Origin of the sequence: Sphaerobacter thermophilus DSM 20745, from assembly GCF_000024985.1 — a bacterium.
In the GTDB taxonomy this organism is placed as follows: domain Bacteria; phylum Chloroflexota; class Chloroflexia; order Thermomicrobiales; family Thermomicrobiaceae; genus Sphaerobacter; species Sphaerobacter thermophilus.
Genome location: NC_013523.1, coordinates 1,534,285 through 1,559,868, shown reverse-complemented (window position 1 = coordinate 1,559,868; position 25,584 = coordinate 1,534,285). Strand labels below are relative to the sequence as shown.

At 67.4% G+C, this 25,584-nt stretch carries 26 protein-coding genes; 12 read left to right on the top strand and 14 right to left on the bottom strand.

The window, feature by feature from the left end:
• The first annotated feature begins 3 nt into the window (after nt 1-3).
• Genes STHE_RS07155 through STHE_RS07125 form a run of 7 tightly spaced genes read left to right on the top strand, consistent with a single transcriptional unit; the run spans nt 4 to nt 5,215 of the window.
• On the top strand, nt 4-1,992 hold the full coding sequence (locus STHE_RS07155; RefSeq protein WP_012871897.1) for a heme lyase CcmF/NrfE family subunit: 1,989 nt from the start codon (nt 4-6) through the stop codon (nt 1,990-1,992).
• On the top strand, nt 1,982-2,473 hold the full coding sequence (locus STHE_RS07150; RefSeq protein WP_012871896.1) for a cytochrome c-type biogenesis protein: 492 nt from the start codon (nt 1,982-1,984) through the stop codon (nt 2,471-2,473). The genes STHE_RS07155 and STHE_RS07150 overlap by 11 nt, the downstream gene beginning before the upstream one ends.
• On the top strand, nt 2,470-2,856 hold the full coding sequence (locus STHE_RS07145) for a hypothetical protein (protein ID WP_012871895.1): 387 nt from the start codon (nt 2,470-2,472) through the stop codon (nt 2,854-2,856). The genes STHE_RS07150 and STHE_RS07145 overlap by 4 nt, the downstream gene beginning before the upstream one ends.
• Nucleotides 2,853-3,602 (top strand): heme ABC exporter ATP-binding protein CcmA, encoded by a 750-nt coding sequence (gene ccmA / locus STHE_RS07140; protein WP_012871894.1) that lies wholly within the window; start codon nt 2,853-2,855, stop codon nt 3,600-3,602. The genes STHE_RS07145 and ccmA overlap by 4 nt, the downstream gene beginning before the upstream one ends.
• Complete coding sequence (locus STHE_RS07135) at nt 3,599-4,270, top strand: heme exporter protein CcmB (RefSeq protein WP_012871893.1); 672 nt, start codon at nt 3,599-3,601, stop codon at nt 4,268-4,270. Before ccmA ends, STHE_RS07135 begins: the two co-directional genes overlap by 4 nt.
• A 4-nt stretch (nt 4,271-4,274) precedes the next feature.
• Complete coding sequence (gene ccsA / locus STHE_RS07130) at nt 4,275-5,018, top strand: cytochrome c biogenesis protein CcsA (RefSeq protein WP_012871892.1); 744 nt, start codon at nt 4,275-4,277, stop codon at nt 5,016-5,018.
• Nucleotides 5,018-5,215, top strand: coding sequence for a CcmD family protein (locus tag STHE_RS07125; RefSeq protein WP_012871891.1), 198 nt, complete (start codon nt 5,018-5,020; stop codon nt 5,213-5,215). The genes ccsA and STHE_RS07125 overlap by 1 nt, the downstream gene beginning before the upstream one ends.
• A 100-nt stretch (nt 5,216-5,315) precedes the next feature.
• Here STHE_RS07125 and STHE_RS07120 read toward each other — a convergent pair whose 3' ends face one another.
• The 13 genes from STHE_RS07120 to STHE_RS07060 form a co-directional block, all read right to left on the bottom strand.
• On the bottom strand, nt 5,316-6,314 hold the full coding sequence (locus STHE_RS07120) for a hypothetical protein (protein ID WP_041398904.1): 999 nt from the start codon (nt 6,312-6,314) through the stop codon (nt 5,316-5,318).
• A 313-nt stretch (nt 6,315-6,627) separates the two neighbouring features.
• Nucleotides 6,628-8,946, bottom strand: coding sequence for a xanthine dehydrogenase family protein molybdopterin-binding subunit (locus tag STHE_RS07115; protein WP_012871889.1), 2,319 nt, complete (start codon nt 8,944-8,946; stop codon nt 6,628-6,630).
• A 226-nt stretch (nt 8,947-9,172) separates the two neighbouring features.
• A complete protein-coding gene (locus STHE_RS07110; protein ID WP_012871888.1) occupies nt 9,173-9,712 on the bottom strand; it encodes an NUDIX domain-containing protein in 540 nt (179 codons plus the stop codon).
• Entirely contained in the window at nt 9,709-10,323 is a 615-nt protein-coding gene (locus STHE_RS07105; protein WP_012871887.1) for a nucleotidyltransferase family protein, read from the bottom strand. Before STHE_RS07105 ends, STHE_RS07110 begins: the two co-directional genes overlap by 4 nt.
• Before the next feature lie 2 nt (nt 10,324-10,325).
• Nucleotides 10,326-11,129: an XdhC family protein gene (locus tag STHE_RS07100; protein ID WP_012871886.1), complete on the bottom strand. Its 804-nt coding sequence runs from the start codon at nt 11,127-11,129 to the stop codon at nt 10,326-10,328.
• 8 nt (nt 11,130-11,137) lie between these two features.
• The gene (locus STHE_RS07095) at nt 11,138-11,449 is read right to left on the bottom strand and encodes an XdhC family protein (protein WP_012871885.1); all 312 of its coding nucleotides are present in this window, start codon (nt 11,447-11,449) and stop codon (nt 11,138-11,140) included.
• A 23-nt stretch (nt 11,450-11,472) separates the two neighbouring features.
• The gene (locus STHE_RS07090) at nt 11,473-12,738 is read right to left on the bottom strand and encodes a vWA domain-containing protein (protein WP_012871884.1); all 1,266 of its coding nucleotides are present in this window, start codon (nt 12,736-12,738) and stop codon (nt 11,473-11,475) included.
• Nucleotides 12,739-12,744: 6 nt separating this feature from the next.
• Nucleotides 12,745-13,647, bottom strand: a complete 903-nt coding sequence (locus STHE_RS07085; protein ID WP_041398901.1) for an AAA family ATPase — start codon at nt 13,645-13,647, stop codon at nt 12,745-12,747.
• Between the two features lie 267 nt (nt 13,648-13,914).
• On the bottom strand, nt 13,915-14,778 hold the full coding sequence (locus tag STHE_RS07080) for an FAD binding domain-containing protein (RefSeq protein ID WP_012871882.1): 864 nt from the start codon (nt 14,776-14,778) through the stop codon (nt 13,915-13,917).
• A 4-nt stretch (nt 14,779-14,782) separates the two neighbouring features.
• Nucleotides 14,783-17,140: a xanthine dehydrogenase family protein molybdopterin-binding subunit gene (locus STHE_RS07075; RefSeq protein ID WP_012871881.1), complete on the bottom strand. Its 2,358-nt coding sequence runs from the start codon at nt 17,138-17,140 to the stop codon at nt 14,783-14,785.
• 63 nt (nt 17,141-17,203) lie between these two features.
• Complete coding sequence (locus STHE_RS07070) at nt 17,204-17,698, bottom strand: (2Fe-2S)-binding protein (RefSeq protein ID WP_012871880.1); 495 nt, start codon at nt 17,696-17,698, stop codon at nt 17,204-17,206.
• 56 nt (nt 17,699-17,754) lie between these two features.
• Nucleotides 17,755-18,198 carry an SRPBCC family protein gene (locus tag STHE_RS07065; RefSeq protein WP_012871879.1) on the bottom strand — a complete coding sequence of 148 codons (444 nt, stop codon included), beginning with the start codon at nt 18,196-18,198 and terminating at the stop codon, nt 17,755-17,757.
• A gap of 325 nt (nt 18,199-18,523) precedes the next feature.
• Nucleotides 18,524-19,327 (bottom strand): SCO1664 family protein, encoded by an 804-nt coding sequence (locus STHE_RS07060; protein ID WP_012871878.1) that lies wholly within the window; start codon nt 19,325-19,327, stop codon nt 18,524-18,526.
• A gap of 190 nt (nt 19,328-19,517) precedes the next feature.
• Here STHE_RS07060 and STHE_RS18975 point away from each other — a divergent pair, with 190 nt between their 5' ends.
• From STHE_RS18975 to clpX, 4 genes are all read left to right on the top strand, one after another.
• Nucleotides 19,518-19,790, top strand: a complete 273-nt coding sequence (locus STHE_RS18975) for a HesB/IscA family protein (RefSeq protein WP_012871877.1) — start codon at nt 19,518-19,520, stop codon at nt 19,788-19,790.
• Between the two features lie 187 nt (nt 19,791-19,977).
• Complete coding sequence (gene tig / locus STHE_RS07050; protein WP_012871876.1) at nt 19,978-21,537, top strand: trigger factor; 1,560 nt, start codon at nt 19,978-19,980, stop codon at nt 21,535-21,537.
• A gap of 41 nt (nt 21,538-21,578) precedes the next feature.
• On the top strand, nt 21,579-22,208 hold the full coding sequence (locus STHE_RS07045; protein ID WP_012871875.1) for an ATP-dependent Clp protease proteolytic subunit: 630 nt from the start codon (nt 21,579-21,581) through the stop codon (nt 22,206-22,208).
• 26 nt (nt 22,209-22,234) lie between these two features.
• Entirely contained in the window at nt 22,235-23,494 is a 1,260-nt protein-coding gene (gene clpX / locus STHE_RS07040; protein ID WP_012871874.1) for an ATP-dependent Clp protease ATP-binding subunit ClpX, read from the top strand.
• A gap of 92 nt (nt 23,495-23,586) precedes the next feature.
• Here the strand turns inward: clpX and STHE_RS07035 are convergent, their stop codons facing one another.
• On the bottom strand, nt 23,587-24,030 hold the full coding sequence (locus tag STHE_RS07035) for a DinB family protein (RefSeq protein WP_012871873.1): 444 nt from the start codon (nt 24,028-24,030) through the stop codon (nt 23,587-23,589).
• Between the two features lie 170 nt (nt 24,031-24,200).
• On the opposite strand from STHE_RS07035, the gene allB reads away from it, so the two are divergent.
• On the top strand, nt 24,201-25,583 hold the full coding sequence (gene allB / locus STHE_RS07030) for an allantoinase AllB (protein ID WP_012871872.1): 1,383 nt from the start codon (nt 24,201-24,203) through the stop codon (nt 25,581-25,583).
• Nucleotide 25,584 lies beyond the last annotated feature (1 nt).

Genomic DNA, 25,584 nt, shown 5'->3' with positions numbered 1-25,584 from the left:
CCCGTGGCGCAGCTTGGTTCCGGTGCACTCGTCGTCGCCCTGGCTCTTGCCGTGTACGGCATCGTGGCCGGGGTGCTTGGTGCCCGGCGGCGCATCCCCGAACTGGTTGAAAGTAGCATCCGCGCGGTCTGGGGCGTGACGGCCCTGATCCTGGTGGCCGTCGTCACGCTCCTGACCGCCTTCCTGACCCACGACTTCCGGCTGGAGTACGTCTTCGGGCGGTCCAGCCGCGACATGCCGATCTACTATGTGGCGGCGGCCTTCTACGGTGGCCAGGAGGGGAGCCTCCTCTACTGGGCCATGATCGCGGGAGTCCTGTCGTCGCTTGCGGTCTACCTCCACCGGAAGCGCGACCGCGCGCTCATCCCCTATGTGGCGGCTACCGTTCTCTCGGTCCAGACGTTTCTCCTCTTCATGCTGACGTTCATCGCCAGCCCGTTCACCCTGCTGCCGATGCGGCCGGCGGACGGCCAGGGGCTGAACCCGCTGCTGCGTGACCCGGGCATGATTCTCCATCCGCCTTTTCTGCTGGGCGGGTACGCCAGCTTCACGGTTCCGTTCGGCTTCGCCATGGCGGCCATGATCACCGGTCGGCTGGGGGATGACTGGATTCGCGCGATCCGTCGGTGGTCACTCGTGGCGTGGGGCATCCTGGGCGTCGGGCTGCTGTTCGGCGCCTGGTGGGCCTACCACGTCCTCGGCTGGGGTGGCTACTGGGGCTGGGATCCGGTTGAGAACGTTGCCTTGCTCCCGTGGCTGACGGCGACGGCGTTCATCCACTCCGTGATCGTGCAGGAGCGGCGCGGCATGCTCAAGGTCTGGAACATGGCCTTGATCGTCGCGTCGTTCGCGCTCTCCATCTTCGGTACGTTCACCGTCCGGAGCGGGCTGATCTCGTCGGTCCATTCCTTTGCTATTTCGCCGATCGGGCCGTGGTTCCTTGGTTATCTGGCGGTCGTCGTGCTGGTCTCGGTCGGTCTGCTCATTTACCGGCTGCCGGGCCTGCAGAGCGACCGCGCCATCGAGTCCGTGGTGTCGCGGGAGTCCGGCTTCCTGCTGAACAATCTCTTGTTCACGGCGATGGCCTTCGCCACCTTCTGGGGCACGGTCTTCCCGCTGGTGACCGAATTGATCCGGGAGACGAAGCTGACGGTTGGGCCGCCGTTCTACCGACAGGTCAACGGGCCGTTGCTCTTCGCGATGATGCTGCTGATGGGGGTCGGCCCGTTGCTGGCCTGGCGGCGCTCAAACACAGGGCTGTTGCTGCGCAACCTGCTCTGGCCGGGCGTGGCCGGCATCGCGTCGGGGATCGTGATGGCGGTGGTGCTGGGCCACATCCTGGCTGCAGCTTCGGTTGCCGTGACCGTCTTCGCCGTGGGCACGATCGTGCTGGAGTATGTCCGCGGGGCGCGCGTGCGCCGCCGGACCACTCGGGAGTCGTACCCGCTCGCGGTCGCGATGCTGGTGCGCAAGAACGGCCGGCGCTACGGTGGTTATATCGTGCACCTCGCGGTGGCGATCATGGCCATCGGGATCATCGGCTCGACCTTTTTCCAGGTGGAGCGGCAGTACACCCTTCAGCCGGGCCAGTCGGGCACGATCGGTCCCTACACGCTGACCTACCAGCGGCTTGACAACCGGGTGAACGCCCAGGGTCAGGCGGTGGTGGCCGTGGTGGACATCGCCAAGAACGGCGAGCCGCGCGGTACGGTTGAGAGCAAGCGCTTCTTCTACCGCAACTACGAGGACCAGCCCACGGCCCAGATGGGGATTAAGACCATCGGGATCGACGACGTCTACGTCGTGCTCGACCAATGGGACGAGAACGGGACCGCGTCGCTGCGCTTCTACATCAACCCGATGGTGAGCTGGATCTGGGTCGGTGGTGCGGTCTACGTGCTGGGTATGGTGACGGTGCTGTGGCCGGCACCGCAGCCGGCGCGGCGGCCGGTCACGCGACCGGTTCGGGAGGCTGCCCTCAGTGAAGCGTAGCATCCTCGTTTCCATCCTGATTGTTCTGGGGCTTCTGCTGATGCCGACGCTCGCGGCGGCTGAGGAAACCTTGTCTCCGGAGGCGCTGGAGATCGCGGGTTCGCTCAACTGTCCCGTCTGCGAGGGCCTGAGCGTGCGCGACTCGAACTCCCAGCTCTCGCAGGACATGCGCGCGCAGATCCAGCGTATGCTGGACGAGGGAAAGACGCGACAGGAGGTCCTCGACTACTTCGTGGAGCGCTACGGCATCGGGATCCTGCGTGAGCCCCCGAAGGAAGGGTTTGTCCTTACGCTGTGGTGGGGGCCCGTCATCGGCCTTGCCGTCGGTGTCCTCGTGCTCGCGACCTTCATGGTGCAGCGTCGTGCGCGCCGAGAGCGTCCGGATCGTGAGAGCAGCGCATCGGACGACGCAGACGATCTCCGGGCCTACGAGGAGCGACTTCGCCGCGAACTTGACAGAATGGACGCGCCAGCCCCATGACCGCGATACTTGGTTACATCGTGCTGCTGGCCGTGACGGTGGCCGTCTTTGCCTTCGTCCTGCAGCCGCTGCTGTCGGCCCGGCGGCAACCGGCGTCGATCCCGCCCGCGAGGCTGGCGGACCTCCAGGCCCGCCGGGCGTACCTCATGGACGCCATCCGCGAGGTGGACTTCGACTATTCGCTGGGGAAGGTGACCGAGGCGGAGTACCAGGAGGTACGCGGGCGGTATCTGCGCGAGGCGGCTGAGGTCCTGCGCGAGCTGGAGCGCGAGTCGAGCGCCGTCGATGCCGAGATCGAGCGCGAGATCGCACGACTGCAGGAGCTTGCCCGCGAGCCGGACCGGCCGGTACCCGAGCGGGATGGGGCCGCGGACGTCTCGTGAGCGACACCCGCCTGCGCGGCGCGCCACCGGATATTGCGTCTGGCTCGGCACCGCCGAGCGTGCGGGTGGTGGGCGTCACCAAGCGCTTCGGACGACGCGGGGTGCTGCGCGGCATCACGCTCACGGTCCAGCCGGGTGAGCGGGTGGCGCTGCTGGGGCCGAACGGCGCGGGGAAGACGACGCTGCTGCGCATCCTGGCGACGCTGAGCCGCCCAACGACCGGCACGGTCGAGATCGCGGGGATGCGGCCGGACCGGGACGCGCAGGCCGTACGTAGCCGGCTCGGCGTGGTGGCGCATCAGTCGTACCTGTACGACGATCTGACGGCCGAGGAGAACCTGCGCTTCTATGCGCGCATGTATGCGGTGGAGAATGCCGCGGCGCGCATCGACGAGGTTCTCGACCGGGTCGGATTGACCGGGTGGCGGAATGAGCGCGTGCGCACGTTCTCGCGCGGGATGCAGCAACGGCTGGCTCTCGCGCGGGCGACGCTGCACCGTCCGTCCGTCCTGCTGCTCGATGAGCCGGACTCGGCGCTCGACCGGGCCGGGGTTCGCATCCTGGCGCGGCTGGTCGAGGAGCACGCGGCCGCGGGGGGCACCGTGGTGATGACCACCCACGATCTGGGCCTGGGGTTGGAAGTGGCCGATCGGGTCGTGTTGTTGCAGCACGGTCAGGTGGTGCTGGACGCGCCCGCGGCGGACCTCGGCGTGGCCGAGATCGAGCGGAGGCTAGGCTACCGGTGAGGCGGGAACTGGGCCGGATCTACGCTGTCGCGTGGAAAGACCTGCTCAGCGAGGTCCGCACAAAGGAGATGTTCGGCGGCATGGCGGTCTTCGCCCTGCTGACCATCATCACCTTCAACTTCGCCTTCGACCTCACCGGTGTCGACCGGGCTGCCAGCGGCGCGGGCGCGCTCTGGGTGGCGGTCAGCTTCGCGGCCATGCTGGGCCTCGGTCGCTCAATCGCGGTGGAGCGGGACCGAGGATCACTGGACGGCCTGCTGCTTTGCCCGGTTGACCGAGGCGTCCTCTATCTGGGCAAGCTGCTAAGCAACCTGATCTTCATCCTGCTGGTCGAGGCGATCAGCGTTCCGGTGTTCGGTGCGCTCTACGATTTGCCGATCTACCGCCCGACGCTCCTCCTGGGGCTCCTGCTCGGCACGATCGGCTTCGCCGGGATCGGCACGCTCTTCGCGGTGATGGCGTCCACGACACGCGCACGGGAGATCCTCTTTCCGGTGCTGCTGTTCCCGGTCGCGGTTCCGGTGGTGATCGCCACGGTCCGCGTCGCGTCGCTGACCCTGACCGGTAATACAGGAGATGTAGGCCGCTGGCTCAACTTGCTGGTAGGCTTTGACGTAGTCTTTCTGACGATCGCGTTCCTGGTCTTTGATCGTATCGTAGAGGAGTAGCGAGGTGAAGCAAGGGTCAACGCGCGGCTTGCCCGGCTGGCGTTTTGCCCAAGGCGTCGGGGTGCTGGCCGGGGTGGTCATGGCGATCGCCCTCTACATGGCGTTCGTCTATGCTCCGGCCGACGCCTTGCAGGGCGATGTGCAGCGCATCTTCTACCTGCACGTGCCGATGGCGTGGGTGGCCTTCCTGGCCTTCTTCGTGACCTTCATCGGGGGAATCGGCTACCTCTGGAAGCGTCACCGGGGCTGGGACCAGTTGGCGCGCGCCTCGGCGGAGATCGGGCTGGTGTTCACGACGGTCGTGCTGCTCAGCGGCTCGCTGTGGGGCAAGCCGATCTGGGGCACGTGGTGGACCTGGGACGCGCGGCTCACGACGACGCTGCTCCTCTGGTTCATCTATCTGGCCTACTTCATGCTCCGCTCGTACGTGAGTGACCCGGAGCGTGCGGCGCGCTACGCGGCGGTGCTCGGCATCTTCGGCTTCATCGATGTGCCGATCATCTACAAGTCGGTCGATTGGTGGCGCACGTTGCACCCTGGGCCGGTGGTGTCCACCAGCGGCGCGGCGATGCCGGACAGCATGGTGTACACGCTCTTCGTCGCACTCGCCGCCACGACCCTCATCTACGCCTACCTGCTGTACCAGCGCTACTGGATCGAGCGGACCAAGGATGAGATCGCCGACTATCAGTACCGGATGTACGAGCGGCAGCTAGAGCGCGAGATGCGCGAAGGAGCAACGATCTGATGGGCGACAACCTGATCTACCTCTTCGTCGCGTTCCTCATCACCTGGCTGATCATGGCGGCCTACCTCTGGTCGATCGGCCGGCAGGTGCGCAACCTGCGGGACGAGGTCCAGGCGTTGGAAAACGCGGAACTTCCCGCTGAGACTGCGGCCCCCGCGCCACGGCGGCAGGAGCAGGTCGAGTCGAGCCAGGCGTGAGCGACCGGCCCTGACCTCGCGGCCACCGGATGCGCATGACGAGGATACGGGCGGCTCCCCGTTGCTGGGGATGCCGCCCGTCGCGTTGTTCTACTCGCGCTTACGCGGCGACCACCGGGTCGGAATAGACGTAGAGCGCGAAGATCGCCACTGAGACCGGCTGGCGACTGCGGGCGGTGATACGGACCTCGTCGATGTCCTCGGGTCTTGGGGTGAACCCAAGCCGGATACCCACCTGGTGGTAGCCCTGCACCGTGAGGCTGGCGCCCGGCATGCCGTCGAGGACGACTTCGTGGAGGTGATACCACCGGCCCCGGACTCGCACCGAGACGTCGACCGGCACCCGGGCCACGGGGTTCTGGAAGGCGACATAGACGTAGTGGCTGATGTCAAGGTTCCACTGCCGCCGAGCTTCGCGGGCGGCCAGCGCCACGAAGTCGGGGTCGTGGAACGGGTTGGCACTCAACTCGTTCTGGGGGAGGAAGGCCACGACCGGACCCTCGTCGCGGACCACGCGACGGAAGTTGTGGTTCGGGCTGGCGATCGCGAAGGTCGGGCGCTCCCCCGCCTGGTAGGGGAACCAGACTAACTTGTGCCCGGGCGCCTGATAGTAAGCGGAGAGCACGCGGTCGTCGATGAACGTGACCTGGAAGAGCAGTTCGCCATCGAACGGGTGGCCGTACCGGCCCATGCGTCTGCGGATCGGCGTTCCTCCATCCTCATCGGTGAAGTAGAGGAAATAGCGGAGCGTGACCACACGCGACCCTGGACCCTCGCTGACCGACGCGGTGTAGTAGAGACCCAGGGGCGTGTTGTTGTGCCCAGAAAACATCCCCGGCGTCTCCAGCAGCAGCGGCGAGTTGGCGAACACCAACCGGTCGAGCGGGCTGGTATCAGGGTCGTTGGCTACGGCATTGAGGTGCTCGACGGTGGTGATGGCGGAGCTGAGGATGCGCTCCAGCGCGCGATGGGGATCACCCATCTGGCGCACCTCGACGCGTGGCTCGTCGATGCGATGCATCTGGGTGCTCGCCACGGTGTGGAGCATCACCACCGGCAGGTAGATCGCCAGCGCGAGGGCCGGCGCTGAGCCGATCAATGGGATTGCACGCTGTCGAGCACGAAGAAGTAGGCGCCACATCTCGGCCTCACATCGGGTCGGAGTGGAGCGGCCCGGTGGCCGGATGCGTCGCATGGAGTGATGACGGGGTGGCGCCGGTCCGTGGGGTCCGCCCTATGTACCTGTTCTCATTACGTAACGATACCAAACGCGCGCGGTTGCGCCCAGGATGGCTGCAACATGGAGCAATCTGGGAGGCGAGACGTGTGCACACCGCACAGGCGCGGTGGCGCGGCCATGCGCAGGGAAGGCAGGCGGGCCGGGCGGTACGCCGCCGAGCCCGCCAGAACCCTCAACGCGTCTTCGCCTCCTGGATGGCCTGCCAGATGCGCTGCGGCGTGAGCGGCATGTCAAGGTGCGTGATGCCCAGCGGGGCAAGGGCATCCAGCACGGCGTTCACCACCGCGGGCGGTCCACCGGTCGTGCCGGCCTCGCCGACGCCCTTGACCCCGAGCGGGTTGAACGGGCTGGGGGTCACGGTGTGCGCCGTTTCCACCGCGGCGAGCGGCGGAATCTGCGGGGCGCGAAGCGGCCCGTAGTCCAGGAAGGAGCCGGTCAGAGGCTGCCCGGCGTCGTCGTAGACGATAGCTTCCTGCAAGGCCTGCCCGAGACCCTGCGCCAGACCCCCGATCACCTGGCCCTCAACGAGCTGCGGGTTGATGAGCGGGCCGCAATCGTCGACCGCGAGGTAGCGCTGGAGCTGTATCCGGCCCGATTCGGGATCGACCTCGACCACCGCGACGTGGGCGCCGAAGGGGAAGGTACGGCCCGGGGGCATGAAGTAGGCGGTCGCCTCCAGGCCCGGCTCGAGGCCGCCCGGAGCGCCGGTGAAGGCGTATGCGGCCCGGGCCACGGTTGCGAAGTCCACGGCGCGATCCGGGGCGCCACGGACGCTGAAGACCCCGTCCGCGGCGGTGACATCCTCCTCCGCAACCTCCAGCAGGTGGGCGGCAATCCGCCGTGCCTTGTCGCGCACCTGGCGGGTCGCGAGGAGCACGGCCGACCCGCCGATGGAGGTGCCGCGGCTGCCGAACGTGCCGATACCCTGCGGGGTGATGGCGGTGTCTGAGGCGCGGACGGTGACGGCGTCCAGCGCGACGCTGAGTTCGTCGGCGACGAGTTGCGCGAAGGTGGTCTCCTCGCCCTGACCGTGCGGAGAGATGCCGGTGGTGACGACCACGGCGCCGCTCGGGAGCACGCGCACGGTGGCGCTGTCCCAGCCGGGACCGGCGAACTCACAGTAGACGGCGAGGCCGACACCCATGAGCCGACCGGCCGCGCGGGCGGCGCGCTGCTCCTCGCGGAGCCGGTCGTAGTCGATCCTGCGCAGGGCTTCGTCGAGTGCTCCGGCGTAGTTCCCGCTGTCGTACACCACCCCGGTGGCGCCGGTGTACGGGAAGGCGTCGGCGGGGATGAAGTTGCGGCGCCGGACGTCGGCTGGGTCGAGCGCGAGTTCGCGCGCGATGGCGTCCATCAGCCGTTCCAGCATGTAGGCTGCCTCGGGGCGGCCTGCCCCGCGGTAGGCGCCGGTCGGGGTGGTGTTGGTCATGACGCCGCGCACCCGAACTCGCAGGTTCTGGATGCGGTAGGGGCCACCGGACATCAGCGCCGTGCGCGTCGCCACCGTCGCAGCCGAGTACGCGCCGAGGTTGCTGATCAGGTCTACGTCGAGGCCGAGCACGATGCCGTCGTCGGTCACGGCGGCCCGGAGGATCTGAATCTGATCGCGTCCGTGGTTGGTGGCCAGGAAGCTCTCGCGGCGGGTCTCCGTCCACCGGACGGGTCGGCCGAGCCGGTAGCTCAACGCGGCGGTGAGGACGTACTCCGGGTAGATGCCACCCTTGCTCCCGAACGCACCGCCGACGTCGGGTGCGATCACGCGCACAGCATGCTCGTGCATCCCGAGCGCGGCGGCGATCCCGCCCCGCAGCGTGTGGGGAACCTGGGTCGATGCCCAGACGGTCATCTCTCCCGTGGCCGGGTCGAACCGGGCCTGCGCCGCACGCGGCTCGACGAACGCCGCATAGATGCGCTGGTTGACCAACCGGAGGGAGACGACCCTCGCCGCGCGGGCGAAGGCTCCCTCGACATCACCGTGGTCGATCGTCCAGTCGTAGGCGACGTTACTGCCCCACTCAGGGTAGAGGAGCGGCGCATCCGGTTTCAGCGCCTGCTCCGCATCGACTACCGCGGGGAGGGATTCGTAGTCGACCGTCACGAGGTCCGCGGCGTCGCGCGCGGTGTACGGGTCGTGAGCGACGACCACCGCGACGGCGTCACCGACGAACCGCACGCGGTCGAGCGCCAGCGGGTAGCGTCGCAGGACACGGCCCGGTGGGGCGTCCGGGCGGGTCTCGATCGGCTGCATCATGTCCGCGATGTCCTGGCCGGTGAGGATGGCGACCACCCCTGGAACCGCCGCGGCCGCATCGATGTCGATACCCCGGATCCGCGCATGGGCGTGTGGGCTGCGCACGATGGTCGCGTGCAGCGTACCCGGAAGGCGGACGTCGTCGACGAAAGTGCCCGCCCCGGTCAGGAGGCGACCATCGCCGACGCGGCGAACCGATTGGCCGACATAGCGACGCGTTGCCTGATTCTCGGCAATCATGAGCAGTCGCCCCTCCCTTCATGCAAGCCCGGCGCGGCACCGTGGCGGCGTCCGGCCGGGTCTTCCTTCGGCTCTGTTCGTCTTACGGCTGCAGCATAACACGCGCGGGGGCGAGGATGGTCGCTGTCACCGGGGCCGCCAGGGACTTGACCGCGTCCAGTCCTGCGGAGCGCCCGACCGCGCCGGGTCGTGGGGTGCGGCCATCGGCCGGGGGACGGAGTGTTGGCTACCGGCGTGAGGGAGCGCGGTCCGGGGACGGCGGCGCGGACGATCCGGCGCGCCAGGCGGCAATGATCTCAGCGTCGTGCGGGAAGGCGAGCGGCGGTAGGTCGTCTGGGGAAAAGAGCCCGACGGCGTCGCTCTCCTCGCCGCAGGTAAGGTCGCCGTCGACAACCTCGCCGGCGTAGACCGCAAGCACCACGATGTCGCCCGGCTCGGCGTAGAGGCCGATCAGCCGTGTCAGGCGGACGGTCAGTCCGACCTCCTCCTGCACCTCGCGCACAGCCGCCACCTCCGGCGGCTCGCCGCGATCGACATAACCCGATGGGAAGGTCCAGGCGCCGAGGCCCGGGTCGATGCTGCGTCGCTGGAGGACGACCTTGCCATCCTGCTCGATGACGACAGCCACCGCCAGCTTCGGGTCGGCGAAGAAGGTCACGCCGCAGGCGGGGCAGTAGGGTCGGGCGCGGCCGGAAACGTCGCGCTGCTCGACCGGGCGGCCGCAGTGGGGGCAGAAGCGGATCTCGCCCACGATGTTCACGCTCACCGTGATTCCTCCTGCCGTGCGGTGAAGCGTTCCTTGGCGCGCTCGTAGTCGGCGGGAGTGTCGATATCGACCGGTCGGGAGAAGTCGCTCACATCGGCGAAGGCGATCCGATCACGATTCTGCGCCAGTAGCGGCCGGGCGCCCACATCGCCGCGGATCCGCCGCAGCTCTGGGAAGAGTTCGCGGGCGATCAGCACGGGGTTCCCCCGGCCTTCGGCGTAGCGCGGTTGGACGATCGGGGCTCGGGTGCTGCGGTAGGTTTCAACGATCCGCTCCAGAACCGGTACTGCCACCTCGGGCTGGTCCCCGAGCAAGAAGACCGCGGCGTCCACGTCGTCCGGCAGCGCCTCGACGGCGGCGATGACCGACGTGCTCTGACCTTCGCGGTAGCGGGGGTTGCAGACGACCTGGGTGCCGGTGAGGTCTACCTGGGCCTTGATCTCGCTCGCGGCGCTGCCGAGGACGACGAGTAGCGGGTCAAGCGGCGCGCGGCGAGCTGCATCCAGCACATAGGCGAGGATCGGGCGACCTCCGAGGGTGAGAAGTTGCTTCCGGCCGCCGATGCGGGTCGCGGCCCCGGCGGCGAGGACGACACCGGCGACGCGGGGCATGGCTAGGTGCCGGACTCGCCTGAGGCCGGGGCTGCGTCGGACTTGGCCGGAGCCAGGCCCGATCCGGGTTGGCGCGGGTCGCGGCCGCGGCGCACCGCGATGATCTCGGCGAGGATACTAACCGCGATCTCCCCCGGCGTCCGGGCGCCGATATTGATGCCGATCGGCCCGTGGATGCGGGCGATCTGCTCTTCGGTGAAGCCGGCCGCGCGGAGCCGCTCGTTCCGCTCGGCGCTGGTCTTCTTGCTGCCCATGGCGCCGATGTAGCCGGCCCGGCTGCGCAGGGCGACCTCCAGCGTCGGATCCTCGAACTTCGGATCGTGCGAGAGCAGCACGATGTCCGTCTCCGGCCCGAGCGGGAGTTGCGACAGCACCTCGTCCGGCCAGCCGACGATCAGCTCTCCCGCATCAGGGAAGCGCTCGCGGGTGGCGAAGAACTCGCGGGCGTCGACCACGATGGTGTGGTAGCCGAGTTCCCGCGCGAAACGCTCGAGCGGGATCGCGGTGTGGACCGCGCCGACGATGATCATGCGCCGCGGCGGGCGGTGGCTCTCGATGTACACGTCCGCCGTGGTCGCGTCGTCGAGGGTGTAGGTGCGCGTCTCGGCCTGACCTCGCGGGAGCAACTCCAGCGCGTCGGCCGCGACGCGCGCGTCGAGTTCCGGGTTCCCCAGCGAGCCGGACCGGCGCCCATCCTCGTAGACGAGGAGCTTGGCGCCCACTTGCCCGCCGGCCACCACTGTGGCCAGGGCAACCGGTATTTCCTGGTTGATCGCGTCGCGCAGCTCCTGGAACGTGGCACTCATCGGCGCCCTCACACGAGCTTCTCGATGAAGACGTCGATCTGCCCGCCGCAGCTCAATCCGACGTCCCACGCCATCTCATCGCTGATGCCGTAGTGCACGAGCTGCGGCTGGCCGGTCTTGATCACCTCGCGTGCGGTCTCGAAGACCGCGCCCTCAACACAACCGCCGCTGACGGACCCGACCATACGCCCGCTGGCGGTCACCGCCAGCTTGGCGCCGACCGGCCGGGGCGCGGAGCCCGACGCCCGAACGACGGTGGCCAGGGCAATCTCCTCGCCCTCCTGCTGCCACTTCTCAATCTCGGGAAGAATGTCGCGCATGGTGGACCTCCTCAGGTGCTGGGTCAGGCCGCGGGCGAGCTCGTGCCGCTCATCAACGGCTGTTGGCGCCGTTCCGGTCGATGGTCGTCGATGCTGCTGAGGTGCTTCGCGAGCGCCTCGAGGCTCGCCAGGTTATGGACTGGCATGAAATCATCAACGTACGGGAGGGCCGCCTGCATTCCCCGCGTGAGCGGTTCATAGCGCGGAGAGCCGAGGAGCGGGTTCAACCAGATGAGCCGGTAGCTGCTGCGCTGGAGCTTCGCGATCTCCTGGCGCAGCACCTCGGGGTCGCCGCGGTCCCAACCATCGCTGATGATCAGTACCACAGCGCCGTTGCGCAGCACGCGGCGCGCCCATTCTTGGTTGAACGTCTGAAGCGACTGTCCGATACGGGTCCCGCCGGACCAGTCCTGCACCTCGCGCGCGACACGCTCCATCGCCTCGTCGATCGAGCGGTGGCGCAGCAGCCGGGTGACGCGGGTGAGCCGCGTGCCGAAGACGAATGCCTCGACCCGGGCCATGCCGTTCTCGATGGCGTAGATGAACTGGAGCAAGATCCGCGAGTAGCGGTCCATGGAGCCGCTGACGTCGCAGATCACCACCAGCTGGCGCGGCTTCAGCTTGACCTGGCGCCGGGAGATGCGCAGCGGCACGCCCGCAGTTTGCAGGCTGCGGCGCATCGTGCGGCGCGGGTCGATGAAGCGCCCCTTGGGTGACGCGACCTTCCGCCGCGAGCGTCGCTTGCCCAGGCGCCACTGAAGTTGCTCCATCAGCCGGCGGGTCTGGGCCAGCTCCTCTTCGGTCAGGTCGGCGAAGTCCTTCTCGCGCAGTATCTCCGCCGCGCTGTAGCTGAAGACGTCGGACTCGCTGTCGCTATCATCGAGGTCCGCCGCCTCGTCGGTCGACTCTACCATCTCCAGGCGACGGCGACCCTCGGCGCCCTCTCGCTCGGCGCCGTCCTGCTGCTCCTCACCCTCGCCCTCACCCTCCTCTTCGTCCTCGAAGGGGATGGCGTCGTCCGGCGGGACGCCGTCGGGGGCCTCAGCCGTGAAGTCCGGCTTGGCCCGCCAGTAGAGATCGAAGATCTTGTCGAAGACCTCGAGGTCGTCCCGGTGGGTGACGAGGCAGGCGCGAGCGGCCTCGCGGAATTCTGACCGCCGGCCGATGTCGATATGCTCGACGGCGCGCACGAAGTCCATGACCTGCCCGGACGTGGTGTTGATCCCGGCCCGGCGCAGGGCGCGCCCGAACCTGATGGCGCGATTGACGAAGGTCTCTGGTGTGGCCATGGTCCGTTAGCTTCCGCTCGCCGCCGTCGCGGTCGAGACGAGCGCCTCCAACTTGTTCTTCCGGATCGCCTGCACGTCCTCCTGGTGCTTCAGGATGGCGCCGAGCGTGGCCGACGCGATCTCGGTCGACAGCTCCTGCTGGTTGAGCGCCAGGAGCGCGGCAGCCCAATCCAGCGTCTCGGCGACGCCGGGCAGCTTGTAGAGGTCCTCCCGCCGCAGTTGGTGGATGAAGACCGCCACCTGCTGGGCGAGGCGCTCCGAGATCCCCGGCACCTTGGCGGTGATGATCCGCAGCTCCTTCTCGACGTTCGGGTAGTCGATCCAGTGGTACAGGCAGCGGCGCTTGAGCGCGTCGTGCAGCTCCCGAGTCCGGTTCGACGTGATGATCACGATCGGCGGCGTCTCGGCCCGGATGGTGCCGATCTCCGGAATCGTGATTTGGAAGTCCGACAGCAGCTCGAGGAGGAATGCCTCGAACTCCTCGTCGGCCCGGTCGATCTCGTCGATGAGCAGAACCGGCGCCTTGCCCTTGTGGCGAACCGCCTGGAGGAGGGGGCGCTCGATGAGATAGTCGGAGCTGAAGATCTCCTCCATGGCCTCATCGCGCGCGACCGACTTGTCCTCGAGGATGCGGATCGCCAGCATCTGGCGGGGGTAGTTCCACTCGTAGACTGCGTGGCTGACGTCGAGTCCCTCGTAGCACTGCAGGCGAATCAGGTCGGTGTCCAGGATCGCCGCCAATACCTTGGCGACCTCCGTCTTGCCGACACCGGCTTCACCCTCGAGCAACAGGGGCTTGGGCAGGCGCAGCGCAAGGAAGATCGCCGTCGCGAGGCTCTCCTCGCAGACGTACCGCTGGGTGGCAAGCGCCTTCTGAACCGCTTCAACAGAGTTGAGTTCCAAGCACATCACCTCATGGAATCCGGGGTTCCCGGTCCGACATTCCGTCCGTGCGTAGGGCACCGTATTCAATGATAGCAAATCCTGACCCACCGAAGCGCACGGTTCCGTGACCATCTCAGGAGCGGGCGAGCGGTTTCGGCGAGCGGTGCGAGTATGACGCGAGCCGGACGCCGCCGGTCGGGCTCTCCGGTCGCCAGCTACGTCACCGGCTCCCTGGAGATACAATCGGGGGCGGCCAACCGGCCGCCCCCGTGCGTGTGCGGCGTCGGTGAGCTAGCCGCGCGCGGCCGCAACGGCGCGCGAGAGCGCCCGCTGGGTGAAAACCCGCGCCAGATGCGCCCGGTACTCCTCCGAGGCGAAGATGTCGCCGTTCAACTCCAGGCCCTCGGCGGCGTGGGCGGACGCGCTCTCGATGGCCTGCTCAGTCGGTTCCTGCCCGGCGAGCGCCTGCTCGACCGCGCTGGCCCGCTTGGCGACGGTGCCGGCGCCGGTGATCCCGACACGTACCGTCTGGACCTTGCCACCGTCGAGCGTCACGAAGGCCGCGACCCCGACCACCGCGTAGCCTGAGGCCGGGTGAGCGAACTTCTCATAGGCTTGCCCGGAGGTGCCCTGCGGCTTCGGGAAGATAATCTGGGTGAGCACCTCGTCGGGGTTGAGGGCGGTAGTGAACATGTCGACGAAAAACTCACTCGCCGGGATGGTCCGCTCGCCGCTCGGCCCAACCACCTTTATCGAGGCGTCGAGCGCGAGGGCGACAGCCGGCATGTCCGCGGCCGGGTCGGCGTGGGCCATCGCGCCGCCCAGCGTGCCGCGGTTGCGGACCTGGATGTCGCCGACTACGTTGGCCGCCTCGGTGATCAGCGGCAGCGACTGCCGGATGACCTCCGACTGCAGGAGATCCCAGTAGGTGGTGGTGGCTCCGACGACGATGCTGTCGCCCGCGTCCTGAATTCCGGACAGGTCCGGCACGCGCCCGATGTCGATCAGGGCGGCCGGCTCCGCCAGGCGAAGCTTCATCAACGGGAGCAAGCTGTGGCCACCGGCGAGAATCTTGCCGTCCGGGTGCTGCTGCAGGAGCTGGACGATCTCGGGGACGCTCGTTGCCCGGTAATACTCGAAAGCTGCCGGATACATCGATTCAGCTTCCTTTCTGCGACTCCTGGATCGCCTTCCAGATCCGCTGCGGCGTCAAGGGCATGTCCAGATGCGTGATGCCGTACGGCTTCAGCGCGTCGATGATGGCGTTGACCACCGCCGGCGTCGATGCGATCGTTCCGGTCTCACCGGCCCCCTTGAGACCCATCGGGTTGACGGGCGTCGGGGTGACGGTGCGATCGACCTCGTACGTCGGCACCATGCTGGCGGTGGGGAGGGCGTAGTCCATCAGCGAGCCGGACAGGAGCTGGCCGTTCTCGTCGTAGACGGCCGTCTCGTAGACCGCCTGCGCCAGCCCCTGGGCGATGCCGCCGTGGACCTGCCCGTCCACGATCATCGGGTTGATGACGTTCCCGACGTCGTCCACCGCGACGTAGCGGAGGAACTTCACCTCGCCCGTGGCCGGGTCGACTTCGACCACGCAGACGTGGGTGCCGAACGGATAGGTGTTGTTGATCGGGTCGAAGAAGTGGGTTTCCTCCAGGCCCGGCGTCACGCCCTCAGGCATGTTCCAGGCCAGGTAGGCCGCGCCGGCGACCTCCTGGAAGGTCTTGACCCGATCGGGCGCGCCCTTGACGTAGTAGCGGCCCTGGTCGAAGACGATGTCGTCCGGGGAGACTTCCAACAAGTGCGCCGCAATCTTGGCGCCCTTGTCCCGGACCTTGCGGGCGGCGTAGATGAGCGCGGTGCCGCCGACCGCGGTGCTGCGGCTGCCGTACGTCCCCATGCCGAAGGGGATGCGGCCGGTGTCGCCGTGGACGATCTCGATATCGTCCAGCGGCACGCCCAGCTCCTCGGCTACCAATTGGGCGAAGGTCGTCTCCTCACCCTGCCCGTGCGGGTTGGAGCCGGTGAAGACCGATACCTTGCCGCTGGGATGGACGCGGACCGTCGCGCTCTCCCAGAGGCCTCCCTGGAAGCCCATCGCGCCCGCCGCCTGGGACGGTGCCAGGCCGCAGACCTCGACGTAGGTGGAGAAGCCGATGCCGAGGAGCCGTCCCTGCTGGCGCGCCGCTTCCTGTTCCTTCCGGAACTGCTCGTAGCCGACGATCTCCAGTGCCCGATTGAGTGCGGCCTCGTAGTCGCCGCTGTCGTACTCGAGCGTGGTGGCGACGGTGTACGGGAACTCCTCCTTGGCGATGAAGTTCTTGCGGCGGATCTCGACCGGGTCCATACCCAGCCGGTCAGCCACCAGATCCATCATCCGCTCAAGGATGTAGGTCGCCTCAGGCCGGCCGGCGCCGCGGTAGGCGTCGGTCGGGGTGGTGTTGGTCAGGACGCCGTGGACCTCGACGCTGATGTTCGGGATCTTGTAGGGGCCGGAGAGCATCAAGCCGAACAGCCAGGTGGGCACACCGGGCGCGGCCGTCGAAAGGTAGGCGCCCATGTTGGCGTAGGCCTTGACCCGAATTCCGGTGATGGTGCCGTCTTGCTTGGCGGCAATGTCGACATAGTCGACGTGATCCCGGCCGTGGGTGGTAGCCACAAAGTTCTCGCGGCGGTCCTCCACCCACTTGACGGGCCGTCCAAGGTCCTTGGAGATGGCGGCTGCGATCATCTCCCCGGCGTAGAAGGGGATCTTCGAGCCGAAGCCGCCACCGACATCGGTGGAGATGACCCGGATCTTGGTCTCCGGGATGCCAGTGACCGCCGACATCAGCAGGCGATGGATGTGCGGGTTCTGGCTGGTGCACCACAGCGTGAGCTCACCGGAGCCGGGATTGTAGTTGGCCACGGCGGCGCGCGTCTCCATGGCGGTCGGGATCAGCCGGTGGTTGATCAGCCGCTGGGAGACGACCACGTCCGCGTCGCGCAGCGCGGCGTCGATGTCGCCGCCGGCAAGGCGCCAGACAAACGCGGTGTTGTTGGGCACGTCGGGATACAGTTGCGGCGCGCCCGCCTGTGTTGCCTTCTCCTGGTCGACGACGGCCGGCAGCATCTCGTACTCGACCTCGATCGCGGCCGCCGCGTCCTGTGCCTGATACCGGTTCTCGGCCACCACGGCGGCGACGCCGTCACCGACGTAGCGGACAGTGTCAACGGCGAGCGCGCGGTACTCCGGAACCTTGAGGTCGGAATTGGGCGGCAGCCAGGCGCAGGGGACGGGAGCGAGGGATTCGACGAGATCCTTGCCGGTGTAGACGGCGACCACACCGGGCATCTGGCGCGCCTTCTCGACGTTGATGGACTTGATGCGGGCGTGCGCGTAGGGGCTGCGCAGGATCACCATTGACAGCATGCCGGGCAGGCGGACGTCGTCCGTGTAGTTGGCCCGGCCGGTGATCATACGGGGGTCTTCCCGCCGTTTGACTGAGGCACCGAACATCTTCGTGACGGCCACGGGAACCTCCTTCGGCTGGTACGGACCCGATGGGCGACGCCGAGTGGTCCGGCGACCCGCGCGCTACTCGCCGCCAGCCGCGGTCGCGGCACCGCGCATCTTGTCAGCGGCGTACTGGATCGAGCGCACGATGTTCTGGTAGCCCGTGCACCGGCACAGGTTGCCCTCCAGGCCGTGGCGGATCTCCTCCTCGGTCGGGTTCGGGTTCTTCTGCAGCAGGTCGTAGGCGGTCATGATCATTCCCGGCGTGCAGAAGCCGCACTGCAGGCCGTGCATCTCCCAGAAGCCCTCCTGGAGGGGATGGAGCTGTCCGTCCTTGGCCAGGCCCTCGATGGTGGTGATCTCGGCGCCGTCCGCCTGAACTGCCAGCACGGTGCACGACTTAACGGCGGACTCATTCATGATGACGGTGCAGGCGCCACACTGGCTGGTGTCGCAGCCGACGTGCGTGCCGGTCAGGTTGAGGACATCGCGCAGGTAGTGGACGAGCAGGAGGCGCGGCTCCACCTCGCTCGTATGCTGGACGCCATTGACGGTCACAGTTATCTGCTGTTTCATCGATCTCCCTCCTGCACTGGAGCGGATGCCATCAGACCGCCGCGCCAGCGACGGCTCTAGCCGCCGCTGATCTGCTTCTCGATGCAGCTGAAGAACTGCTCGACCAGGCGCCGGGCGACACCGCCAAGCATGCGCTGAGCAACCGAGCCGACGGGGCCGCCCACCTCGACGTCACCCTCGTACGTAATCTCGGTCGCTCCGTTGGCGCCTTCCGCCAGGCGGAGCATGCCCGTGCCCTTGACGAACCCGGGTCGGCCCGATCCCTCGATGTGCATCTCGTAGCTCTCGGGCGGGTTGAGGTTGGCCAGCGACACTTTCCCCGAGTAAGTCCCGCGGACCGGACCAACGCCCACGGTCATCGCCATGGTGTACTCGTTTTCGCCGACCTTCTCGAGTTGTTCGACGCCGGGCAAGCAACCGGCGATGGCATCGGGATCGATCAGTTTGTCCCAGATCGCCTCGCGCGGCGCCTGCATGGTGTACGAACCGGAGATTTTCATCCTACCCCCCCTGACCAGGCTCGGGCTTCGCTGCCCGGCTGCCGGCCGCATCAGAGTCTGCGAACCGTCGATCCTGCCACGGTGGCAAGGCTACCAGGCTCTTCTTGCTGCCTCCCTCCTGCGCTGTCCTGCCGAATCGGCGCTCGGCGCGTCGCGCCAGCTATATCCCTGACGGTGGGCGGTGCCCGTCCCGCGTCTCAGGGTGTCCCGAGCTCGCGCGGCATCGGCCTCTCCGGCGTGCGGATCGTGCGGGGTCGTGCGCCGTGCAGCATCATCGTAGCACAGCGTCGAATTCGGTCAAGAGTTTCCTCTCTTGGCGAGCCGCCTACCAGCCGTAGGGGATGTTCCGCCGCGGGTTGAGGTGGGGGAAGATGCCTGCCTCCCGCAGCGCGGCGACCCGGCGGAGAAACATCTCGACCTCCTGCCGGGTGAGGTATGGCCGGAGTGTGGCGCGCACACGGTCTGCCTCCCGCTCCAGGGCTTCCATCGCCTCCAGCAACTCCTGCGCGATCGGTTGTCCGCAGAAGTCCCAGATCACGGTGCGCAGCTTGGGATGGACGTGGAACGTGAGACCGTGGTCGATGCCCCACAGTTGCGGCTCGTCAGCGCCGACGAAGCAGTGGCTCGCCTTGCGGTCGGCGTTGTTGGTGATGAGGTCGAAGAGCGCGATGCGCTGCAACTGGCTCGTGAAGTTGTCGCGAACCTCCCCGTCGTGTACCCCGCGGGCGGGCTCCACGTAGAGCTGCACCGTGCCGATACCGTGAGGCCCATCGCGGATCACGACGGGCGGCACGAAATACCACCCGAGCATGCAACTGACCAGGAACGCCGCGTACTCCCGGCGGTAGAGCGTTCCGGTGGGGAAGTCCCAGAGTGGGATCTCGCCGTCCCGCGGCTTGTAGATCGCGACGGTCGGCGGGTGATCGTCGTGCTCGAGGCGAACCGCGAAGGTGTAGTTCGAGCCCCAGGGCACGAGTTCGCAGTCGGTGATACGCCCGCGCCGGAGGAGGTCGAGGATGACGTCATCCGGGGCACGCCAGGTGCATCTATCGGCTGGAGCGAGTCTCGGGGGGATCCCCGGAGCGTTTCCGTCACGGTCGGTGCGGTTGCGTGGGAGGAGGTCGGTCATAGCAGATCCCGGATTGGGGCGGACGCCCGATGCGGCGCTGTCACAGCGTTTCAGGGACAAGTGTACCGAACAGTGGCGGATCCTAGGCACGCTACGTGCCGCCGGGAGTGGTGGCACGGATCCCGCGCGTCGGATGTTCTCGTGCGGTCGCGCCTGAACGGGCGCCAGGACGTATGGAGGGAGTCTTTTCGTGATTGAAGTGACAGAGCGGGCGCTGGACGAGCTTGAGGCGATCCGCGAGGCCAGCAACCCGCAGCCTGGACAGGGCATCACCCTGGTGGTGGACGACAGCGGTGACCTCGGTCTTGCCCTGGCTTGGCCCCAGGAAGACGACCAGGTGGTCGAGCGGGACGGGCAGCCGGTGATCATCATCCCGAAGGTCCTGATGGACCCGCTCGATGGTGTGATCATCGACTACCAGGATGTGCCGGGGCAAGAGGGGTTCACCCTAACGCGACCCTGACCAACTGGTCGCCGTTGCCCATGAGCCGCCGTGCCCCGCCATTGCCGGGGGCGCGGCGGCTTTGGTACCGGGCGGCCCGGCACTCGATGTCGTCCATGAGCCGGTCCCCCATGGCGCGATGGTTTGGAGCAAAAGGGCTCTGCTATAATCCGGCGGGTGAATCCGTGCTGTGACAAGGGTGGAGTAGGTGAGAGTATCGGTCGAGAAGCTGCCGCAGAGCTCAGTGCGACTGGACATCGTCGCCGACCCGGATGAATTCAACCAGGCGCTGGACCGCGCGTTCCGGCGGGTGAACCAGCAGGTGCGGATTCCGGGCTTCCGTCCCGGCAAGGCACCGCGGTTCATCCTCGAGCAGCGGCTCGGGCGCGAGGTCTTGGTCGAGGAAGCCCAGCGCGAGATCATGGACACGCTGTATCGCCGGGCGCTCGACCAGGAGAACCTGATCCCGGTCTCGGACCCCGAGGTGGATATCTACCAGGACGAGCCGGTCGGCTTCCGGGTTGAGGTCCAGGTCTATCCCGAGGTTGACCTCGGCGACTACCGTGCCATCCGGCTCGATCCGCGCGAGGTCGAGGTGACCGACGCGGACGTGGATGAGGCGCTGGCCGACGTGCAGCGGGCGAACGCCGTCTGGGTGGAGCCCGCCGAAAAGCGCACGCCGAACGATGGGGACCAGGTCATCATCGACCTGGAGGTGACCCGCGACGGCGAGCCGTTCCAGGAACCGCTGCGGGGTGCGGACTTCGTACTGGGTGAGAGCAGCCTCTTCCCCGAGATCGAAGAGGCGATCAAGTCGCTGCACCCGGGGGAGACCGCCGAGTTCGATATCACTTTTGAAGAAAACGATGAGAAGGTCAGCCCGGAGATCCGCGGTACCACCCTGCACTATCGCCTGACGCTCAACGAGGTCAAGGAGCGGGAACTGCCCGAGCTGGATGACGACCTCGCCAAGAGCGTCGGCGACTACGAGACGCTGGACGAACTGCGGGCGGCGATCCGCGAGGATCTGCTGCGCAGCCGCGCACTGGCGGCGCGGGCCGAGTTCTACGAGCAGGCTGTGGAGGCGCTGGCGAAGCAGGCGACACTGGAAATCCCCGAGGCGATGGTGACGAGCCAGCTCGACCGGGAGGTGGAGCAGCTTCGCACCCGGCTGACCCAGCAGGGCAGCAGCCTTGAGGAGTACCTCCGCTTCGAAGGGCAGACCCTGGAGGAGTTCAAGGAGTCGCGGCGGGAGGATGCCGTCCGCCGGCTCCGCAATACGCTGGTGCTGGAGGCCTTCGCCGAGGCCGAAGGCATCGACATCGGCGCAGAGGACCTGACGGCCGAGATCGAGCGGCTGTCCAATCAGTCGCAGAATCCCGAGCAGATGCGCCAGATCTACTCCAGCCCCTACTTCACTGACCTGCTGATGTCCGAGTTGAAGGACCGCAAGGTCATGGAGCGGCTGGTCGAGCTGGTCACCGAGGGGCGGGGTGCCGTCATCGGTGAGGCCGCCGAGGTTCTCGCCCGGGCAGAGGCGGGAGTTGCCGCCGAGCCCGAGCAGGCAGCCGCAGAGTCTGAGGACGACGAGACTGCGGACACGGAAGACACGCAGGACACGCAGGAGACCCAGGACGCGGAGGACGCGTCCGCGGAAGCAGCCCCCGAGGATGGGGCCGCGGTGACGGTAGGCGCGGCTGAGGAGCCGTCGGCCGCTCCCGCGGAGGAAGAGGCCGACGAGGCCGAGTCGCAGGAGTCGACCGGCTAGCCGGGGTGCGCACCGACCGAGAGCGAGAAAGGAACCCCACGATGTACTTCTACGAGCGGGCGCGACCGGAGGCGCTCATCCCGATGGTGGTGGAGACCACGAACCGGGGCGAGCGCGCCTACGACATCTACTCGCGGCTGCTGCGGGACCGGATCATCTTCCTGGGCACGCCCGTTGATGACCAGATCGCGAACGCGATCATCGCCCAGATGATCTTTCTGGAGTACGAAAACCCGGAGCAGGATATCAAGCTCTACATTAACAGCCCCGGGGGCCTCGTCTATGCCGGGCTGGCCATCTATGATACGATGCAGATGATCCGGTGCGATGTCGCCACGTACTGTATCGGGCTGGGTGCCAGCATGGCGGCTGTGCTCCTGGCGGCGGGCACGAAGGGCAAGCGATTTGCGCTGCCGAACTCGCGCATCTTGATCCACCAGGGGTCGTCGGGGTTCCGGGGTTCGGTGCCGGACATCGAGATCCAGGCGCGCGAGACGATCAACCTGACTACCAAGATGACCGAGATCATGGCGTATCACACCGGGCAGTCCTTTGAGCGTGTGAAGCGCGACACCGAACGCGACTACTTCATGTCGGCTCAGGAGGCGAAGGAATACGGGATCGTCGATCACGTGCTGGAGCCCGCAAAGCTGGTGACGGCTACGTCCTAGCGGGCCGACGCTGAGGGGTACGGGGGATGTCGAGTTCTCGTGGGGGAAGAGTCCATTACCGCTGCTCGTTCTGCGGGAAAGGACAGGAGGAGGTCCGGCGGCTCATCGCGGGACCGGGTGCGGTCTACATCTGCGATGAGTGCGTCCAGCTCTGCCGGGAGATCATCGAGGAGGAAGAAGCTCCTGCTCGCCGGCCTGAGCCCTCGCTGGGCCGGATCCCGACTCCCAAGGCGCTCTACGAGCAACTGAGCAACTACGTCATCGGCCAGGACCGGGCGAAGAAGATCCTCTCGGTGGCGGTCTACAACCACTACAAGCGGATCACTGCGCCCAACGACGATGACGTGGAGCTGCAGAAGAGCAACATCCTGCTTCTCGGCCCGACGGGGAGCGGTAAGACGCTGCTGGCACAGACACTGGCCAAGCTCCTCGATGTGCCCTTCTCCATCGCCGATGCGACCGCGCTGACCGAAGCGGGCTACGTGGGCGAGGACGTCGAGAACATCCTGCTCCGCCTGATCCAGGCGGCTGGAGACGTGCAGCGGGCGCAGACCGGGATCATCTACATCGACGAGATCGACAAGATCGCCCGCAAGGGCGACAACCCGTCGATCACCCGCGACGTCTCGGGCGAGGGGGTCCAGCAGGCGCTCCTCAAGATCATCGAGGGGACCGTCGCCAATGTGCCGCCGCAGAGCGGGCGCAAGCACCCCCACCAGGAGTACATCCAGATCGACACCCGCAACATCCTCTTCATCTGCGGCGGGGCCTTCGAGGGGCTGGAGGACATCGTCCGCCGCCGGCTGGGGCGGGAAGCGACGCTCGGCTTCGGCGCTCCGCTGCGCACGGAGCGGCAGGAGAGCGTGCTGCACCACGTCCAGCAGGAGGATCTGCTCAAGTACGGGTTGATCCCCGAATTCGTCGGCCGGCTGCCGGTGGTGGTGGCCCTCGACCACCTGACGCGCGACGAACTGGCGCGCATCCTGGTCGAGCCGAAGAACGCCGTGGTGAAGCAGTACCAGAAGATGCTCAAGCTCGACGATGTCGAGCTGGTCTTCACCCAGGATGCGCTCGAAGCGGCGGCAGACTACGCGTTGAAGCGCGGCACGGGCGCGCGGGGACTTCGGACGACCATCGAGGAGGTTCTCCTCGACGTGATGTACGAGATCCCGTCGCTCGAGGGCGTGCGGAAGTGCATCATCAACGCCGACGTCATCAACCGCCGCCGCCCGCCGCTCTTGATGAGCGTCGGCGAGGAGCCGGTGGAGTACCAGGCGTCTGCCTAGGGCTACACCCTTCAACGGAGTTGACGAACACGCGGGCCGGGCAAGCTTGCCCGGCCCGCCTCTTTGTCTCGGCGCGTGTGGCGCGAGAACCGCTAGCCGCGACCGATTTGCTTGCGCCACTCCATGACCTGGGCAGTGTGATCCGGGTAGTGCGTGTAGGTGTCGGACGCGACGAGTTCCCGCGAGAGGATCGGCGTGGTTTCGAGAAGCTGAATGAGCTCGTTGTGCGTCCGCCAGAAGTCCTCTCGAATCTCGGCCGCGGGCCGGCTCGCGTCGAGGGCCGCCTGCTCCGGGTTGAAGACGTCCATGTGGGGCCAGTTGAACACCTCGCCGCGTTCCAGGTGCCGGATCTCGTCGATCAGCTTCCGCTCCCAGGCCGTGACGTGACCCATCGTCACTTTGATCGTCCAGCCGTTCGCGAGTTGGCCCTGCTCCAGGTCGTCGTCGCTGAGGTCACGCACCGCGCGAGTCAGCGCCAGCCACTCCCGTTGGATGTCTTGCAGGATCGCGAGCCGTTCGTCCGTACTGATCGGCATCGGGTCGCTCCTCTCAGCAGTCGCGGGGGGCGCAGGGCGGCCGAAACTGGGTTAGACTACGGGACGGATCAGAGCGCCGTCGGTATCGTCGTTCGCGAAGGCTGTCACGCCGGCTATGGTAACACGCCCCGGGCTGCTCGTCGGCCTGGATCACTGGGAGGGAGGATGCGATGGGACGTCGCGTCGTCATCGAAGGGGGACTGTTGGGGACCGAGGAGGGCGCCTTCAGGGCCGACCTCGTGATCGAGGGGGAACGCATCGCGGCGATTACCCTCGATGCCTCTGACATCGATGCCGACGAGCGGATCGATGCCCGGGGGAAGCTGGTGGTCCCGGGCGGGGTCGACGTGCACACGCACTTCAAGGATCCTGGCGATCCACCGACCGAGGGCTTCTACCACGGGAGCCTTGGCGCGATCGCAGGCGGCATCACAACGGTGGTCGAGATGCCGCAGGCAACGCCGACTTCGAGCGAAGGGGCGCACATCCGGCAGAAGCGCGCCGTCGGCGAGCAGCACTCGATCGTGGACTTCGCGCTCTGGGGTGGGGCGGTCAACCAGGATCTTGAGAAGATCGACGAGATGATCGACGAGGGGATCGTCGCCCTCAAGTCGTTCATGGCGGGGTCCAGCCCCGGCTTCCCGGCCGCGACCGACGACACCCTCCTCGCGGTCTTCCGGCGCGTGGCCGAGGTCGGCATCCCCTACGGGCTGCACGCGGAGAACGACGACCTGCTGGAAGCCGGGATCGCGCGCTTGAAGGCGCAGGGGCGGAAAGACCCGATGGCGCACGCGGAGTCGCGGCCGCCGATCGTGGAGATCGAGGCCATCCACCGCGCGATCTTCTTTGCCGAGCAGACCGGCGGCCATGCCTACATCTGCCACTGCAGCACCGCGGGCGGCCTGGAGCTGGTCAAGGCGGCCAAGGCGCGGGGCGTTCCGGTTTCGGTCGAGACGTGCCCGCAGTACCTGGCGCTCGACGAGGAAGACTTGCGCCGCCTTGGACCGTTCGGCCGCTGCGCGCCGCCGCTCCGTGCACGAGACGAGGTCGAGGGCGTGTGGCGCTACGTCGCCGACGGCACGGTCGATGTGATCTCCTCCGACCACTGCGGCTACACCATCGAGAGCAAGGAGGCCGGCCTGGACGACATCTGGCAGGCGCCGCTCGGGCTGTCCGGTATCCAGACGATGTACCCGATCGTCCTCGACGACATGCTGCACCAGAGAGGGCTGGACGTCGGCACGTTCGTGCGCCTGTCGGCGAGCAATCCTGCGCGCATCTTCAGCCTCTACCCGCGCAAGGGGACGCTCCAGCCGGGCGCAGACGCGGACGTGGTCATCTACGACACCGAGCGCGAGTGGACGGTCCACGGTGAGGACATGCTCCACCGGAACAAGTGGACGCCGTTCGAGGGGCGTGTGGTGCGCAGCCGCGTCGTGCGGACGATCATCCGGGGGCGCACCGTGTACCAGGACGACGGAGCCCCGATGGTGACGGGCGAGCCGGGCACCGGGCGGTTCCTGCCACGCGGATACGGGCGGATGCGGGACTAGG

Bases quoted from the DNA above. Each gene is read 5' to 3' on its own strand.
- STHE_RS07105 (WP_012871887.1), bottom strand. From the start codon at position 10,323: ATGCCCCGCGTCGCCGGTGTCGTCCTCGCCGCCGGGGCCGCGACCCGC.
- STHE_RS07065 (WP_012871879.1), bottom strand. From the start codon at position 18,198: ATGAAAATCTCCGGTTCGTACACCATGCAGGCGCCGCGCGAGGCGATC.
- STHE_RS07085 (WP_041398901.1), bottom strand. From the start codon at position 13,647: ATGTGCTTGGAACTCAACTCTGTTGAAGCGGTTCAGAAGGCGCTTGCC.
- STHE_RS07090 (WP_012871884.1), bottom strand. From the start codon at position 12,738: ATGGCCACACCAGAGACCTTCGTCAATCGCGCCATCAGGTTCGGGCGC.
- STHE_RS07045 (WP_012871875.1), top strand. From the start codon at position 21,579: ATGTACTTCTACGAGCGGGCGCGACCGGAGGCGCTCATCCCGATGGTG.
- STHE_RS07070 (WP_012871880.1), bottom strand. From the start codon at position 17,698: ATGAAACAGCAGATAACTGTGACCGTCAATGGCGTCCAGCATACGAGC.
- clpX (WP_012871874.1), top strand. From the start codon at position 22,235: ATGTCGAGTTCTCGTGGGGGAAGAGTCCATTACCGCTGCTCGTTCTGC.
- allB (WP_012871872.1), top strand. From the start codon at position 24,201: ATGGGACGTCGCGTCGTCATCGAAGGGGGACTGTTGGGGACCGAGGAG.
- STHE_RS07100 (WP_012871886.1), bottom strand. From the start codon at position 11,129: ATGAGTGCCACGTTCCAGGAGCTGCGCGACGCGATCAACCAGGAAATA.
- STHE_RS07115 (WP_012871889.1), bottom strand. From the start codon at position 8,946: ATGATTGCCGAGAATCAGGCAACGCGTCGCTATGTCGGCCAATCGGTT.
- STHE_RS07035 (WP_012871873.1), bottom strand. From the start codon at position 24,030: ATGCCGATCAGTACGGACGAACGGCTCGCGATCCTGCAAGACATCCAA.
- STHE_RS07125 (WP_012871891.1), top strand. From the start codon at position 5,018: ATGGGCGACAACCTGATCTACCTCTTCGTCGCGTTCCTCATCACCTGG.
- STHE_RS07095 (WP_012871885.1), bottom strand. From the start codon at position 11,449: ATGCGCGACATTCTTCCCGAGATTGAGAAGTGGCAGCAGGAGGGCGAG.
- STHE_RS07145 (WP_012871895.1), top strand. From the start codon at position 2,470: ATGACCGCGATACTTGGTTACATCGTGCTGCTGGCCGTGACGGTGGCC.
- STHE_RS07060 (WP_012871878.1), bottom strand. From the start codon at position 19,327: ATGACCGACCTCCTCCCACGCAACCGCACCGACCGTGACGGAAACGCT.
- STHE_RS07080 (WP_012871882.1), bottom strand. From the start codon at position 14,778: ATGTATCCGGCAGCTTTCGAGTATTACCGGGCAACGAGCGTCCCCGAG.